Raw genomic sequence first — 14,437 nt, 5'->3', positions numbered from 1 at the left:
CCGCGCTCTCCCCGGGCCGGTCGACGCCCGCAGGTCGCCGCCGCCCGGTTGTCTCGCTGTCGGATGCGGCTGTCAGCGTAGGACGCGGGCGGTGTTTCCTGATCGACGTGCGGCAGGGATCACGCCGTGACCAGTCGCTTCGTCGGCGGCGTTCACCGTCGCAGCCGGCGCGGTCGCCAGGGCCCGGCGTGGCGGCGGCGCAGCCAGCGGGGCAGACGGTGCCGGGGCACGAACGTGCCGATGTCGTCCGCCGCGTTGTCGGCGTAGCCGCGTAGCTGACAGCCACCGAGCGGGGTGCGGTCGCGCAGCGCGCCCCGGAGCAGCGCCAGCGACTCGACGTCGACGTCGCGGTGCAGGCGCCCGAAGTGACCCAGCGACTGCAACGCGTTCCCCCTGGTCTGCGCGTCCCGCGACCGGAGCCCGCGCTTGATCCGGGGAAGGACGACGGCAGGCGGGTGGAACTCGTCCAGCACCAGCCAGAGAAGCGCCGGCCCGGCCCCGGGCTCCGTACGCGCCAAGGCCGCGTCGACCTTCTCCGGGCAGTCGCATTCGTCGAACTCCGGGTCGGTCGGCCGCTCGCTCACCCGGCATCGGGTTTCTCGGCGTTGCCGCTGGTGCGGCCGATGATCAGCGCGGCGACACAGTACAGCGCCATCCCGGCCGCCCCGCAGCCGACGACGATCTCCAGCGGTCGGTCGAACCCGGACCCCACCTGGGAGAGAAGGACGCAGGACATCGCGACCAGTTGCGTCCAGAGCAGCCAGCGCGGATTTTTGCCCAAGCGGGTCGCCCCTTCCGACCTCACCCGTCGAGAGGCGCGACCGCCACCGACCGATCGTCGATGAGGCATCGACACAGGTCGGAGGAGCGTAACCAGGGGAGCCGCCGTGGCGCTCGGCAGAAACGGTACGAGGGCCGTCCCCGATGGGGGTCGGCCCTCGCGTTCGTGCTGCTCAGCGAGCGGAGGATACGAGATTCGAACTCGTGAGGGTGTTAACCCAACACGCTTTCCAAGCGTGCGCCCTAGGCCTCTAGGCGAATCCTCCGCAGACGAGGATACAGGTCCCCGGCGGGTGGGCCACCCCACCACCCCCTGAAGATCGACGTGGCGTCGGGTAGGGTTGGCGGTACCTCCCGTGCGGCGGTATCTCGTGAACCTCCCCAGGGCCGGAAGGCAGCAAGGATAAGCGGGCTCTGCCGGGTGCACGGGAGGCCTTTTTGTCTCCGGGTCCCGGTAACGTCCCTGCGGGTCAGGTCACGGGGTGGTGGGTGGTCACCCGCGCCCGACCGGCGCAGAATGGCTCGGTCGAGAGGAGGCGGGACGAGTGGCACTGGCGCTCTACCGCAAGTACCGGCCGCGTACCTTCGCCGAGGTCATCGGGCAGGAGCACGTCACCGAGCCGCTGTCGCAGGCGCTGCGCAGCGGGCGGCTCAACCACGCCTACCTCTTCTCCGGCCCACGCGGCTGCGGCAAGACCTCCAGCGCCCGGATCCTGGCCCGCTCGCTGAACTGTGAGCAGGGCCCGACGCCGGAGCCGTGCGGGCAGTGCGACTCCTGCCGCGAGCTGGCCACCGACGGCGGCTCGATCGACGTACTGGAGATCGACGCGGCCAGCCACGGCGGCGTCGACGACGCCCGCGAGCTGCGCGAGAAGGCGATCTTCGCGCCGGCCAAGAGCCGCTTCAAGATCTACGTCATCGACGAGGCCCACATGGTCTCGTCGGCCGGCTTCAACGCCCTGCTCAAGCTGGTCGAGGAGCCGCCGGAGTACGTCAAGTTCATCTTCGCGACCACCGAGCCGGAGAAGGTCCTCGGCACGATCAAGTCGCGGACCCACCACTACCCGTTCCGGCTGATCCCGCCGAAGGTGCTCCGGCCCTACCTGGAGCAGCTCTGCGAGGCCGAGAACGTCGCCGTCGAGCCGGCGGTCTTCCCGCTGGTGGTGCGCGCCGGCGGCGGCAGCGCCCGGGACAGCCTCTCCGTGCTCGACCAGCTCATCGCCGGGGCCGGGCCGGAGGGAGTCACCTACTCCCGGGCCGCCGCCCTGCTCGGCGTGACCGACGCCGCCCTCATCGACGAGATGTGCGACGCGCTGGCGGCCGGGGACGGCGCGACGGCGTACGCGACCGTCGACCGGGTCGCCGAGGCCGGGCACGACGCGCGCCGGTTCGCCTCCGACCTGCTGGAGCGGCTGCGCGACCTGATCGTGCTCCAGCAGGTGCCGGACGCCGCCGCCAAGGGCCTCATCGACGGCCCGGCCGACCAGATCGAGCGGATGGCCGCCCAGGCCCAGCGGCTCGGCCCGGCCACGCTGTCCCGCTGCGCCGACATCGTGCACAACGGCCTGGTGGAGATGCGCGGCACCACCGCGCCCCGGCTGCTGCTGGAGCTGATCTGCGCCCGGATGCTGCTGCCCGGCGCCGACGACAGCACCGGCGGCCTGCTCCAGCGCCTCGAACGCATGGAGCGCCGGCTCACCCTCGCCGGCACCGACGTGCCGCCGGCCGCCGCCGGCCTCGCGCCGGTTGCCGCCCCTCCTCCCGTACGCCCCGAAGCTCCCGCCCCGACCGCGGCTGCCGCCGCGCCCGACCCGTCGCCCGCCGGCCCGCCGGCGGCTGCCGGCGCCCAGTCCGGCGCTGCGGCTGCCCGCGCGGCGGCTCTGGCCGCCACCGGCTCCCGTACGGCGCAGGCAGCCCCGGGCGCCACGGAGCCGGTGGGCGCGCCCGCCAGTGGGCCGCCCGCTGATGCTCCCGCCCACCGTCAGGTGCCCCCCTCGGCGGTGCTGCCCGACCCGGCCACCCCCGCCCCGCCCCGCCCCGGCGCGGCTGCGGCAGGCCCCCTGGACGCCGTCGCGGTGCGCCGGGTCTGGCCGGACATCGTCGCGAAGGTCAACCGGATCAAGAAGCCGGCCGCCGCGCTGATGCGCGACGCGGTGGTCCGTGACGTGGATGGCGACACCCTGGTGCTGACCGTCAAGTCGGCGGTGCTCGCGCAGATGATGGGCAACCACACGTCGGTGCTGGCCGAGGTGCTCTACGAAGAGTTCGGTGGCCGCTGGCAGATCCGCTGCGAGGTGGCCGGCGAGCGGGGTGGCACGTCACTCGGTGGCTCGTCCCGTCCCGCCGCTGCGGCCCGCCCGGCATCCCCGCCGTCGGCAGCCCCCGCCCACCAGGACCGGACCGGCGCCGGCCCGTCCGGCGCCGGCCCGTCCGGCGCCGGCCCGTCCGGCGGCGGCCCGGCTGGTGGTGGCCCGTCTGGTGGCGGTGCGTCCGGTGGTGGCGCGGGCGGCGGCGGCATTTCCGGTGGCCCGACCGGCCCAGGCAGTGCGAGTGGCCTGGCCGACCCAGGCGGCCCGAATGGCCTGACCGGCGCGACCGGCTCGGGCGGTCCGAGCGGCCCGGGCGGTCCGAGTGGGCTGGGCGGTCCGAGTGGGCTGGCCGGTCCGAGTGGCCCGGCCGGCGCGAGTGGCCTGGCCGGCCCACATGGCCTCAGTGGTGCGGCCGGCGGGCCTGGTGGCGCGAACGGCGCGGGTGGTGCTGCGGGCGGTCAGGGCGACCCGACCCGACCCACCTCCGGCGCTGGTGCGTCGGGCAGCGGAGGTGCTCCCGCCGCTGCCGGCGGCGCCGAGGACTGGCCCGAACCGGCCCGCCCGGGTGGCGCGGCCGGAGGCGGCGACGACTGGCCCGAGCCCGCCCGCCCAGGTGGCGCGGCGGGGGGCGGCGACGACTGGCCGGAACCGGCTCGACCGGGTGGCGCGTCGGCCGTCACGTCGACCAGCGGTACGGCAGCCGCTGCCCCGGCGGCGACCGGCCTGCCCGGCGCAGGGGTGACCACCCGGCCGGCGACCGCCGCCACGGCGTCGGCGACCGCCGCGCCCGCCGTACCGAAGCCCGCCGGTCCCTCGGGTGCGCCGCAGCAGGCCGCGCCCGCCAGCCCTCCGGTGAGCAGCGCGATCGCGGCGGCGCGGGCGGCTGCGGCGGGACGTGGTCCGCGTACCGGCCAGCCGGTCCGCAAGACCGCGGACGCCGACTGGGCCGGCGAGCCGCCGTACGACCCGGACTTCGACGGCCCGGTGCGCGGCGGCGGGGGACGCCCCGGCGGTGCCCGGCCGGCGGCCCCGAACTTCGAGGGCTTCGACCCGGGTGACGAGCCGCTGGACGAGGTCATCGACGAGCAGACCGCGCGGGAGTCCAGCGAGGAACAGGCGGTACGACTGCTCCGCGAGGCGTTCGGCGCAGAGAAGATCGACGAGGTCGACGCCCGATAGCCCTCCCCGACGCCGACACCGACGCGGAGGGCACGCCGACGCCCTTGGCCAACATGGGGAGCTTGGGCATCGACCCCGACGCCGACACCGACGCGGAGGGCACGCCGACGCGGGGGCACGCCTCGCCGAGCACGGCGAGGCGAACGCGGCAGATCTTGGCAGGAATCGGCCCCTCCAGGGGCGCTCCAGTACCAAGATCTCTGGCGACGGCGACGGCGACGGCGACGGCGATGACGCATCGGGCGCGGTGGCACGGGGCAAGGGCGCGGGTGCGGCGGTCAGGGCCGCCGGCCAGGCGGGTCGGGCCGGTCAGGGTGGGGGTCAGGCGGGCCAGGCCGGGAGGCCGTGGGGGTGTGCCTCGGCCAGCAGGCGTTCCGGGCCGGTACCGAGCCGGGCGCGGAGCTGGAAGTCGTTGCGGGCCTCCCGCGGGTGCGGCTCGAAGGACAGGTGGGCGACCGGCGCGTCGGTGCCGCCGGCGGCGGCCAGCCGGTCCAGCTCGGCGGTGACCCGCGCCCACTCCTCGCCCGGGACGTACTGGCGCATCACCGAGTGCCACACCACGGTCAGCGTGCCGGGGCGCGGGGTGATCCCGGCGAGGAAGTCCGCCGCCCCCGCCGCGACGACCCGGGCCGGCAGTCGCCCGGCCAGCTCCAGCGCGCCGGCCAGCCGGGCCGCGCGGGCGGTGTGCTCCGGCCAGAGGTACGCCCGCAGCGCGAGCGCGCCGTCGGGGTCGCCCGGGTCGAGCGGGCTGACGTCGCAGCCGAGCCGCTCCACCACGGTCAGCTCGGGGTACGCCTCGGCCGCCGCCCGCAGCCAGTCGGGCACCCCGCCCCGCCAGGCGTCCGGCAGCTGTACCGGGGAGTCGGCCGGTCCCCAGGCGAAGCCGGCGGCCTCGATGCGGAACCGGTCGGCGCGCAGGTTCAGCCCGGCGCTCGCGCCCAGCTCGACGAGGCGCACCGGCAGCCCGCCCACCTCGTGGACGGCGTGCAGCAGGCCGGCCAGCAGCAGGTTGGCCCGACCGACCTCGTTGGTCTGGGGCGGTCGGCGCAGCCAGCCGCGCAGCGTGTCGTGCTCGGCCTCGACGACCGCCCGGAACGCGGCCCAGCAGGCGGGGGCGTCCGCCGCCCGGTACGCCCCACCCGCGCTGGGGTAGAACCGGGCCAGCTCGGGCGCCCGGCCGGACAGCACCAGGGCGTGCACCCCGCCGAGCAGGCGTATCGACACGAGGGCGTCGGCGTCGGCGTCCTCGTACCCCTTGATGACGGTGGCGCACGGGCCGCCGGCCCGTACGTCCCCTGCGGCGCGCGCCAGCAGGTGGGCGTAGAGGGCGGCATCCATGTCGGCGCAGGCCCGGGCCTGTCGTTCCATGGCCGCCGCGGCCTGTTCCCGGGACATCCGCCACCTCCGTCCGGTCGGTCCCGTGATCCTGCGCCCGGACCCGGCGCGAGGGAAGCACCGGGCGGGGCGAGGCTGCTCACAGCCGATAGGCTGAGCGGCGGCCGAGCAGACGAGTGCGAGAAGGAGCCATCCGTGCGCCCAGGTGGACAGCCGAACATGCAGCAGATGCTGAAGCAGGCGCAGAAGATGCAGCAGCAGATCGCCAAGGCGCAGGCCGAGCTCGCCGAGGCGGAGCTGACCGGCACCGCCGGCGGGGGCTTGGTCACCGCGACCGTCGCCGGCAGCGGCGAGCTGAAGTCGATCAGGATCGACCCGAAGGCGGTGGACCCGGAGGACGTGGAGACCCTGGAGGACCTCGTCGTCGCGGCCATGCACAACGCCGCCGAGGCGGCGCGGGAGCTGACCGAGCAGAAGATGGGCCCGGTCACCGGCGGCATGGGCGGCCTCGGCCTGCCCGGTTTCTGAGCGGCAGATGTACGAGGGCGCCATCCAGGACCTGATCGACGAGCTGGGGCGGCTGCCGGGCGTGGGCCCGAAGAGCGCCCAGCGGATCGCCTTCCACGTCCTGTCCGCCGACCCGGCCGACGTCAACCGGCTGGCCGGGGCGTTGCGCAAGGTCAAGGAGCTGGTGCGGTTCTGCACCAGTTGCTACAACGTGGCCGAGTCCGACCGGTGCCGGATCTGCCGCGATCCGCGCCGCACGGACGAGGTGCTCTGCGTGGTCGAGGAGCCGAAGGACGTGGTCGCGATCGAGCGGACCGGCGAGTTCCGGGGCCGCTACCACGTGCTCGGCGGGGCGATCAATCCGCTGGAGGGGATCGGGCCGGACAATCTGCGCATCCGCGAGCTGATGGCCCGGCTCAGCGACGGCACCGTGCGGGAGCTGATCCTGGCCACGGACCCGAACACCGAGGGCGAGGCGACCGCGACGTACCTGGCGTTGATGGTCAAGCCGATGGGCATCTCGGTGACCCGGTTGGCGAGCGGCCTGCCGGTCGGCGGCGACCTGGAGTACGCCGACGAGATCACGCTCGGCCGCGCCTTCGAGGGCCGTCGCGCCGTCTGACGTTTCCGCGATGGTCGGCACCCGATTCGGGTGCCGGCCATCGCCGTACGGGCACTGTCGGATCCACTGTGGGGTCTGACATCGGAGCGAAGCAGGCGACGATCGATGTAACAAATCGGCATCGGCCAACCCGGACATAGCGCCCCTTTGTCGGCGGTCCGGAACGGCCGCTGAGGCGGTGCGCATCGGTTAAGACACGATCCGGTACCAACCGGTTCCGCGATGGTTTCCCGCCGGTCCGAACGGCGGCTAAGGTCACGGCGATCGGTGACCCCTGTCACCACGATTGTCCGTAACCCCAAGGACGAGGTGAAGCACCCATGCGTGCATCCAGGCCGAAGGTCGCCCTCGCGGCCGTCGCGGTCGCGGCCCTCGCGGTAGCAGGCTGCGCCGAGAGCAACCGCGATGACAGTTCCGGCGGTAGCAAGAAGGACACCCTCGTCTTCGGCGTAGCCGGAGATCCGAAGGTGCTCGACCCGAGCTTCGCCAGCGACGGTGAGTCGCTGCGCGTGGCGCGTCAGGTCTTCGAGACGCTGGTCCGTCCGGAGGAGGGTGGCACCAAGGTCACCCCCGGTCTGGCCGAGACCTGGACCCCGGACGCCGCCGGCACCACGTGGACCTTCAAGCTGCGCTCCGGCGTGAAGTTCCACGACGGCACCGAATTCAACGCCGAGGCGGTCTGCAAGAACTTCGACCGCTGGTACAACGCCAAGGGCCTCATGCAGAGCCCGGACGTGACCCCGTACTGGCAGGACGTCATGGGCGGCTTCGCCAAGAACGAGAGCGCGGACCTGCCGCCGAGCCTCTTCAAGTCGTGCACCGCCAAGGACGCCACGACGGTCGACCTGGCCTTCACCCGGGTCTCCAGCAAGATCCCGGCCGCGCTGATGCTGCCCTCGTTCTCGATGCACAGCCCGACCGCGCTGGAGAAGTACGACGCCAGCAACGTGGGCGGCACCGCCGAGGACATCAAGTACCCGGCCTACGCCACGGCGCACCCGACCGGCACCGGCCCGTTCAAGTTCAAGTCCTGGGACGTCGCCAACAAGACGCTCACCATCGAGCGCAACGAGGACTACGCCGGCACCAAGGCGAAGCTGAAGACCCTCATCTACAAGACGATCTCGGACGAGAACGCGCGCAAGCAGGCGCTGCGCTCCGGCGACATCCAGGGCTACGACCTGGTCGGCCCGGCCGACGTCGAGCCGCTGAAGGGTGAGGGCTTCAACGTCCTGACCCGCCCGGCGTTCAACATCCTCTACCTGGCCATGAACCAGAAGGGGAACCCGAAGCTCGCCGACGTGAAGGTCCGCCAGGCCATCGCGCACGCGCTGAACCGGCAGGCTCTCGTCGACTCGAAGCTGCCCCCGGGCGCCAAGGTCGCCGACAACTTCATGCCGGACACCGTCGAGGGTTGGAACGGCGACGTCACCAAGTACAACTACGACCCGGCGAAGGCGAAGGCGCTGCTGGCCGAGGCCGGCGCGACGAACCTGACCCTGCGGTTCCACTACCCGACCGAGGTCACCCGGCCGTACATGCCGAACCCGAAGGACATCTTCGAGCTGCTCTCGGCGGACCTCAAGGCGGTCGGCATCAACGTCCAGGCCATCCCGCTCAAGTGGAGCCCGGACTACCTGAACGCCACCACCTCGGGCAACAAGCACGACCTGCACTTCCTCGGCTGGACCGGTGACTACGGCGACGGCTACAACTTCATCGGCACCATGTTCGACCGGACGAAGGCCGAGTGGGGCTTCACCAACAAGGCCCTGTTCGACCAGTTCAAGGACGCGGACAGCACCGCCGACGTGGCGGCCCGGACCGAGAAGTACAAGGCCCTGAACAAGGCCATCATGGACTTCCTGCCCGGTGTCCCGGTGTCGCACTCGCCGCCGGCGATCGTGTTCGGCAAGGACGTGACCGGGGTCAAGGCGAGCCCGCTCACCGACGAGCGGTTCTCCACCGCCGAGTTCAAGTCCTGATCTGACGCTCCGAGTCGTGGGCGGGCGCTGTTTCGGCAGCGCCCGCCCACGACCCTCCGTACCCCTTTCGAGGCCGCCGTGTTCCGGTTCATCGTCAGACGCCTGCTTCAGCTGATACCCACGCTGTTCGGGCTCTCCCTCCTGCTGTTCATCTGGCTCCGCCGACTGCCCGGCGGTCCCGAGACCGCCATCCTCGGTGAGCGCGGGACGCCCGAGATGCGCGCCGCGATCCGGCGCAACATGGGCCTCGACGAGCCGATCCTGGTGCAGTACGGCCGGTTCGTGCGGCGGCTGATCCGCCTCGACCTGGGCACGTCGACCTCCACCAAGCGGACGGTGGTCACCGAGTTCGTCGAGCGCTTCCCCGGCACGGTGGAGCTCTCCGTCACGGCGATGCTGATCGCGGTCGGCGTCGGCATCCCGCTGGGCTACCTGGCGGCCCGACGCCGCGGCCGGATGCTGGACCACCTCTCGGTCGGCGGCTCCCTGATCGGCATCTGCATCCCCGTCTTCTTCCTCGCGTACGTGCTCAAGGCGATCTTCGCGGAGAACCTCGGCTGGTTCCCGGCGAGCGGCCGGCAGGACCCGACGCTCGGGGCGACGCGGGTCACCAACTTCTTCGTCCTCGACGGGATCATGACCCGGGAGTGGGACGCCGCCGCCGACGCGCTCTGGCACCTGGTGCTGCCGGCCGTCGCGCTGGCCAGCATCCCGCTGGCGATCATCGTCCGGATCACCCGTGCCAGCGTGCTGGAGGTGCTCAACGAGGACTTCGTACGCACCGCCGAGGCGAAGGGCCTGACCGAGAGCACGGTCCGGCGCCGGCACGTGCTGCGCAACTCCATGCTGCCGGTGGTCACCTCGATCGGCCTGCTCACCGGCGGCCTGCTCTCCGGCGCGGTGCTGACCGAGACCGTCTTCGCCTTCAGCGGCATCGGAGCCTTCATCTACGAGGCGATCAGCCAGCGTGACTATCCCGTGCTGATGGGCTTCATCCTGATCATCGCGGTGGTGTACGTGCTGGTGAACCTCCTGGTCGACCTCTCCTACAGCCTGATCGACCCGAGGGTGAGGGTCCGATGACGATCACCGGCGGCACCAAGAAGGAAAAGATCGACCGGCTCGCCGAGTTGGCGGCCCGGGAGGACGAGCGCGGCGTCAGCCTCTGGAAGGAGGCGTTCCGCCGGCTGCGGCGCAACCCGGCGGCGATCGTCGGCGCGGTGATCCTGAGCCTGTTCCTGCTGGTCGCCGTCCTCGGGCCGTTCTTCGTCCCGTACGCGCCCGACGCCCAGCTCTGGAAGAGCGAGATCCGCCTCGGCGACTTCCCCGGCTTCCGGGGCGAGAACTGGTTCGGCGTCGACCACATCGGTCGCGACGAGTTCAGCCGCATGATCGTCGGTGCCCGGCAGACCCTGCTGGTCGGCGTGGTCTCCACCCTGATCGGCCTCGCGGTCGGCTCGCTGATCGGCGGGGTCGCCGGCGCCGCCGCCGGCCTCGGCGGCCGGTGGGGCCGGGCGGTCGACAACGTGCTGATGCGTTTCGTCGACATGCTGCTGGCCATGCCGAGCCTGCTGCTGGCGATCAGCATCGCCGCCCTGCTCGGCGCCGGTCTGACCACGGTCATGATCGCGGTCGGCGTGGTGTCGGTGCCGGTCTTCGCCCGGCTGCTGCGCGGCTCGATGATCTCCCAGGCCAACAGCGACTACGTCCTGGCCGCCGTCTCGCTGGGCGTGAAGAAGCCGAAGATCGCGCTGACCCACGTGGTGCCGAACTCGCTCGCCCCGGTCATCGTGCAGGCCACCCTCACCCTGGCCACCGCGATCATCGAGGCCGCGGCGCTCTCCTTCCTCGGGCTCGGCAACAACGACGCCTCCATCCCCGAGTGGGGTGTGATGCTCGCCGACGCGCAGCAGTACCTCGACTCCGCGCCCCGGCTGGCGATCCTGCCCGCCCTCGCCATCATCGTCACCGCGCTGGGCTTCACCCTGCTCGGCGAGGCGATGCGCGAGGCACTCGACCCGAAGCTGCGGAAGTAGGGCCGGTGAGCGCGAGGAGTGAGCTTGCGAGCCCCGCAGTCGCGAACGAAAGGCCAGCACGGTGAGCGCGAGGAGTGAGCTTGCGAGCCCCGCAGTCGCGAACGAAAAGGCCAGCCTGGTGAGCGCGAGGAGTGAGCTTGCGAGCCCCGCAGTCGCGAACGAAAAGGCCAGCCCGGTGAGCGCGAGGAGTGCGCTGACGAGCCCCGCAGTCGCGAACGAAAGGCGGGCCCGACATGGCTCTGCTTGATGTCGAAGATCTCTCCGTCACCTTCGCCCGGCGCGGTCAGCGCGCCGTGCACGCCGTCGACGGGGTCTCCTTCTCCGTCGACGCGGGCGAGGTGGTCGGCCTGGTCGGCGAGTCCGGCTGCGGCAAGAGCGTCACCTCGCTGGCGATCATGGGTCTGCTGCCCAAGCAGCCGGGCCTGCGCGTCGGCGGCAAGGCCGTCTTCGACGGCACGGACCTGCTCCAGCTCGACGACCGGTCCCGCCGGGACATCCGGGGCCGCGACGTCGCGATGATCTTCCAGGACCCGCTCTCGTCGCTGAACCCGGTGATCCCGATCGGGTTGCAGGTCACCGAGGTGCTCACCCGGCACCGGGGGATGAAGGGCGCGGCGGCGGAGAAGGAGGCGGCGGCGCTGCTCGACCGGGTCGGCATCCCCGACCCGAAGCGGCGGCTGAAGGAGTACCCGCACCAGCTCTCCGGCGGCATGCGCCAGCGCGCCCTGATCGCGATGGCGGTGGCCTGCCAGCCCCGGCTGCTGATCGCCGACGAGCCGACCACGGCGCTGGACGTGACCATCCAGGCGCAGATCCTGGAACTGCTCAAGGAGCTGGTCCGGGACTCCGGTACCGCCCTGGTGATGATCACGCACGACCTGGGTGTGGTCGCCGGCCTGTGCGACTCCATCAACGTGCTCTACGGCGGCCGGGTGGTGGAGACGGCCCGCCGTCGCCCGCTGTTCCGCGAGCCCCGCCACCCGTACACCGTGGGTCTGCTCGGCTCGGTGCCGCGCCTGGACGCCGGGCGCGGCGAGCGGCTGAACCCGATCCCGGGCTCGGTCCGCGACCTGCTGCCCTGGACGGACGGCTGCGCCTTCGCGCCGCGCTGCACCCGGCGGGTCGACGAGTGCGTGGGGGAGCCGCCCGCGCTGGTGCACGCCCACGACGGGCGCAGCTACCGTTGCGTCAACCCGGCGCCGGTGCCCGGCACCGTGCCCCGGCCGGCCGCCAGCAGCAGCACCGCGCCTGCGGCGGCGCCGGCCGCCACCAGCACCGCCCCGGCGGAGGCACCGGCCGCCACCGCCCCGGCGGCGGAGGCGACCGCGGGCCAGGTGCCCGCCCCGCGCGAGGAGGAGAAGCCGTGACCGAGAGCGAATTCCTCGTCGAGGTCCGCGACCTGAAGGTGCACTTCCCGATCCGCACGGGGGTGATCTTCGACCGGACGATCGGCCACGTGAAGGCCGTCGACGGCGTCGACCTCAGCATCCCGCGCGGCAAGACGTACGGCCTGGTCGGCGAGTCCGGCTGCGGCAAGTCGACGCTGGGGCGGGCGCTGCTCCAGCTCACCCCGCCCACCGGCGGCGAGGTCCGGTTCGACGGTGTCGAGCTGACGAAGCTGCCGGCGGGCAAGCTGCGGTCGATGCGCCGCCGGATGCAGATGATCTTCCAGGACCCGATGTCGAGCCTGGACCCCCGGCAGAACGTCGAGTCGATCCTCACCGAGGGCCTTCAGGCCCACGGCATCGGCGGCAACCGGGACGAGCGGCGCCGGGTCATCGGCGAGACCCTGGACAAGGTCGGCCTGCCCCGCTGGGCGCTCTCCCGCTATCCGCACGAGTTCTCCGGCGGCCAGCGGCAGCGCATCGGCATCGCCCGCGCGCTGGTGCTCGGGCCCGACCTGATCGTCGCCGACGAGCCGGTCTCCGCGCTCGACGTGTCGATCCAGGCCCAGGTGGTGAACCTCCTCGACGACCTCCAGGACACCCTCGGCCTGACCTACCTGGTGATCGCGCACGACCTCGCGGTGGTCCGGCACATCTCCGACACCGTCGGCGTGATGTACCTGGGCGCGCTGGTCGAGGAGGCGCCGAGCGACCGGCTCTACACGGAGCCGATGCACCCGTACACGCGGGCGCTGATGTCGGCGGTGCCGGTGCCGGACCCGGACGTGGAGGACCGCCGAGAGCGCATCCTGCTCGCCGGCGACCTGCCCTCGCCGGCCAACCCGCCGGCGGGCTGCCGGTTCCACACCCGCTGCCCGTGGGCGCAGCCGACCCGCTGCGCGGACGAGCGGCCCGCGCTGCGGGATGTCGGCGGCAGCCGGGTCGCCTGCCACTTCGCCGAGCGGATCGCCAGCGGGGAGCTGCGCCCGCACAAGGTCAGCGTGCAGCTCACCCGCCCGCTCGGCGAGGGCGAGGAGCCGCACACCGTCTCCGCCCCCAACGAGCCCGGCTCGTACGTCTGATCCGCGTCGCGGACGCGGTCCTCGTCGAGGGGGCCGCGTCCGGGCGGTCGGCGGGTCAGCCCTCCGGGCGGTGCAGGAGCGCGACCGCGATCCCGTGCACCGCGTCCAGCCCGGCCGGGTCGGCCAGCGCGACCGTGCCGCCGGTGACCCTGTACCACTCGTCGGCGTCCCGGTACTGCACCGTCAGCGTCACCTGGCCGTCGGCGTACGCGGTGCGCAGGGTCAGCTCGCCGGTGACCACCCCGACCTCGTCGGTCATCACCCCGCCCGGGCCGGGCACCACGTCGGCCGTACGCTCCCGCGCCGCGGTCGACGTGCCCTCGGCGTCGGCGGCCATCCCGGCCCCCGGCACGCCGGTGGTCGTGCCGGCCGCGCCGTCCGCCGTCATGCCGGCCGTGGTCGGCCCGGGCGGCGCGCTGCCGGTGGCCGCCGCCGCGTCCTCCCCGGTGGCGTCCGGCGTCTGCTCCGGGGCGGGGGTCGCCCCGGCTCCGGTCACGGCTTGCTCGCCCATGTGCAGCCCTCCAGCATGTCGGTCAGGGCGGCCTTCTCGGCACTGGTCACCGTCAGCCGCCAGTGGTGCTTGACCGTCACCCAGTTGTCGGCGTACTGGCACCAGAACGACCGGTTCGCCGGCTTCCACTGGGACGGGTCCTGGTCACCCTTTGCCCGGTTGGAGGACGCGGAAACCGCGATGAGCTGCGGCCGGTCCAGGTCGTTGGCGAACTCGCCACGCTTCGCGTCGTCCCACTCGTCGGCGCCCGAGCGCCACGCGTTCGCCAGCGGCACGGTGTGGTCGATGTCCACGTCGGACGGGTCGGTGAACGCGCGGTCGTCGTAGACGCTCTCCCAGCGGCCGCCGACCACGTTGCAGCCGGAGAGCTTGATGTCCTCCCCGTCGCGTTTCAGCACGCTGTCGCGTACATCGCAGTTCTTGCCGGTGTCCCGCCAGTGCGGGAAGCGGCTGCGGCTGTAGCCCTTCATCGACCCGGCGGTGGCCACGGTGAGTTGGGTCAGCTTCTGCGCGGCGTTGCCGCCGCTGCCACCGCTGCTCGGCGCGACGTCCGGCTCGTCGACGGCGACACAACCGGCCGCGCCGAGCGCCAGCGCCGCGGCGAGCGCGGCCGTCACTGCGGCGCGCGGTCCTGATCTGGTACGCACAGACGACACCTCTCCAGCTTGCGGGCTCCCGGCGATCCCGCACAGTACCCGGGCCGGGT

The 14,437-nt window shown here is 72.9% G+C and carries 13 protein-coding genes, 1 tRNA gene and 1 other RNA gene; 9 read left to right on the top strand and 6 right to left on the bottom strand.

The genetic code is table 11. The features are described 5' to 3' along the window. Positions 1 to 152: 152 nt before the first annotated feature. The 3 genes from OG989_RS05790 to OG989_RS05780 form a co-directional block, all read right to left on the bottom strand. Positions 153 to 584, bottom strand: a complete 432-nt coding sequence (locus tag OG989_RS05790) for a hypothetical protein (protein ID WP_151457622.1) — start codon at positions 582 to 584, stop codon at positions 153 to 155. After that, positions 581 to 781 (bottom strand): hypothetical protein, encoded by a 201-nt coding sequence (locus tag OG989_RS05785; protein WP_151457623.1) that lies wholly within the window; start codon positions 779 to 781, stop codon positions 581 to 583. Before OG989_RS05785 ends, OG989_RS05790 begins: the two co-directional genes overlap by 4 nt. A 180-nt stretch (positions 782 to 961) precedes the next feature. Then, a tRNA-Ser gene (locus tag OG989_RS05780) sits at positions 962 to 1,046 on the bottom strand. An 82-nt stretch (positions 1,047 to 1,128) separates the two neighbouring features. Between OG989_RS05780 and ffs the strand changes: the two genes are divergently transcribed. Both ffs and OG989_RS05770 read left to right on the top strand, forming a co-directional pair. Further along, an RNA gene (gene ffs, locus OG989_RS05775) (signal recognition particle sRNA small type) lies at positions 1,129 to 1,218 on the top strand. 107 nt (positions 1,219 to 1,325) lie between these two features. Then, positions 1,326 to 4,268, top strand: coding sequence for a DNA polymerase III subunit gamma and tau (locus OG989_RS05770; protein WP_327029907.1), 2,943 nt, complete (start codon positions 1,326 to 1,328; stop codon positions 4,266 to 4,268). Between the two features lie 321 nt (positions 4,269 to 4,589). On the opposite strand, the gene OG989_RS05765 is transcribed toward OG989_RS05770, so the two are convergent. Further along, on the bottom strand, positions 4,590 to 5,663 hold the full coding sequence (locus OG989_RS05765; RefSeq protein ID WP_327029906.1) for a DUF2332 domain-containing protein: 1,074 nt from the start codon (positions 5,661 to 5,663) through the stop codon (positions 4,590 to 4,592). A gap of 159 nt (positions 5,664 to 5,822) precedes the next feature. Here OG989_RS05765 and OG989_RS05760 point away from each other — a divergent pair, with 159 nt between their 5' ends. The 7 genes from OG989_RS05760 (at position 5,823) to OG989_RS05730 (ending at position 13,220) form a co-directional block, all read left to right on the top strand. Continuing rightward, on the top strand, positions 5,823 to 6,131 hold the full coding sequence (locus OG989_RS05760; protein WP_225852050.1) for a YbaB/EbfC family nucleoid-associated protein: 309 nt from the start codon (positions 5,823 to 5,825) through the stop codon (positions 6,129 to 6,131). Positions 6,132 to 6,138: 7 nt separating this feature from the next. Further along, entirely contained in the window at positions 6,139 to 6,732 is a 594-nt protein-coding gene (recR, locus tag OG989_RS05755; RefSeq protein WP_089003014.1) for a recombination mediator RecR, read from the top strand. Positions 6,733 to 7,052: 320 nt separating this feature from the next. Continuing rightward, entirely contained in the window at positions 7,053 to 8,717 is a 1,665-nt protein-coding gene (locus OG989_RS05750) for an ABC transporter substrate-binding protein (RefSeq protein ID WP_151453560.1), read from the top strand. Positions 8,718 to 8,795: 78 nt separating this feature from the next. Beyond that, positions 8,796 to 9,800 (top strand): ABC transporter permease, encoded by a 1,005-nt coding sequence (locus OG989_RS05745; protein ID WP_132238455.1) that lies wholly within the window; start codon positions 8,796 to 8,798, stop codon positions 9,798 to 9,800. Beyond that, complete coding sequence (locus OG989_RS05740; protein ID WP_327029905.1) at positions 9,797 to 10,753, top strand: ABC transporter permease; 957 nt, start codon at positions 9,797 to 9,799, stop codon at positions 10,751 to 10,753. Before OG989_RS05745 ends, OG989_RS05740 begins: the two co-directional genes overlap by 4 nt. 233 nt (positions 10,754 to 10,986) lie before the next feature. Continuing rightward, on the top strand, positions 10,987 to 12,120 hold the full coding sequence (locus tag OG989_RS05735; RefSeq protein WP_151453562.1) for an ABC transporter ATP-binding protein: 1,134 nt from the start codon (positions 10,987 to 10,989) through the stop codon (positions 12,118 to 12,120). After that, complete coding sequence (locus OG989_RS05730) at positions 12,117 to 13,220, top strand: ABC transporter ATP-binding protein (RefSeq protein ID WP_327029904.1); 1,104 nt, start codon at positions 12,117 to 12,119, stop codon at positions 13,218 to 13,220. Before OG989_RS05735 ends, OG989_RS05730 begins: the two co-directional genes overlap by 4 nt. Before the next feature lie 55 nt (positions 13,221 to 13,275). Here the strand turns inward: OG989_RS05730 and OG989_RS05725 are convergent, their stop codons facing one another. Together OG989_RS05725 and OG989_RS05720 are read right to left on the bottom strand one after the other, a co-directional pair. Continuing rightward, on the bottom strand, positions 13,276 to 13,731 hold the full coding sequence (locus tag OG989_RS05725) for a hypothetical protein (RefSeq protein WP_151453564.1): 456 nt from the start codon (positions 13,729 to 13,731) through the stop codon (positions 13,276 to 13,278). Further along, positions 13,713 to 14,378 (bottom strand): HNH endonuclease family protein, encoded by a 666-nt coding sequence (locus OG989_RS05720; protein ID WP_151453565.1) that lies wholly within the window; start codon positions 14,376 to 14,378, stop codon positions 13,713 to 13,715. Before OG989_RS05720 ends, OG989_RS05725 begins: the two co-directional genes overlap by 19 nt. Between the last annotated feature and the right edge of the window lie 59 nt (positions 14,379 to 14,437).

This window comes from Micromonospora sp. NBC_01740 (assembly GCF_035920365.1).
GTDB classification, from domain to species: Bacteria; Actinomycetota; Actinomycetes; order Mycobacteriales; family Micromonosporaceae; genus Micromonospora; species Micromonospora reichwaldensis.
This window is presented reverse-complemented; position numbering and strand designations above follow the sequence as displayed.

What these genes read in the sequence shown, in the direction of transcription:
- OG989_RS05765 (WP_327029906.1), bottom strand. Translation starts at nt 5,663, where the DNA reads ATGTCCCGGGAACAGGCCGCGGCGGCCATGGAACGACAGGCCCGGGCC.
- OG989_RS05760 (WP_225852050.1), top strand. Translation starts at nt 5,823, where the DNA reads ATGCAGCAGATGCTGAAGCAGGCGCAGAAGATGCAGCAGCAGATCGCC.
- recR (WP_089003014.1), top strand. Translation starts at nt 6,139, where the DNA reads ATGTACGAGGGCGCCATCCAGGACCTGATCGACGAGCTGGGGCGGCTG.
- OG989_RS05750 (WP_151453560.1), top strand. Translation starts at nt 7,053, where the DNA reads ATGCGTGCATCCAGGCCGAAGGTCGCCCTCGCGGCCGTCGCGGTCGCG.
- OG989_RS05740 (WP_327029905.1), top strand. Translation starts at nt 9,797, where the DNA reads ATGACGATCACCGGCGGCACCAAGAAGGAAAAGATCGACCGGCTCGCC.
- OG989_RS05735 (WP_151453562.1), top strand. Translation starts at nt 10,987, where the DNA reads ATGGCTCTGCTTGATGTCGAAGATCTCTCCGTCACCTTCGCCCGGCGC.
- OG989_RS05725 (WP_151453564.1), bottom strand. Translation starts at nt 13,731, where the DNA reads ATGGGCGAGCAAGCCGTGACCGGAGCCGGGGCGACCCCCGCCCCGGAG.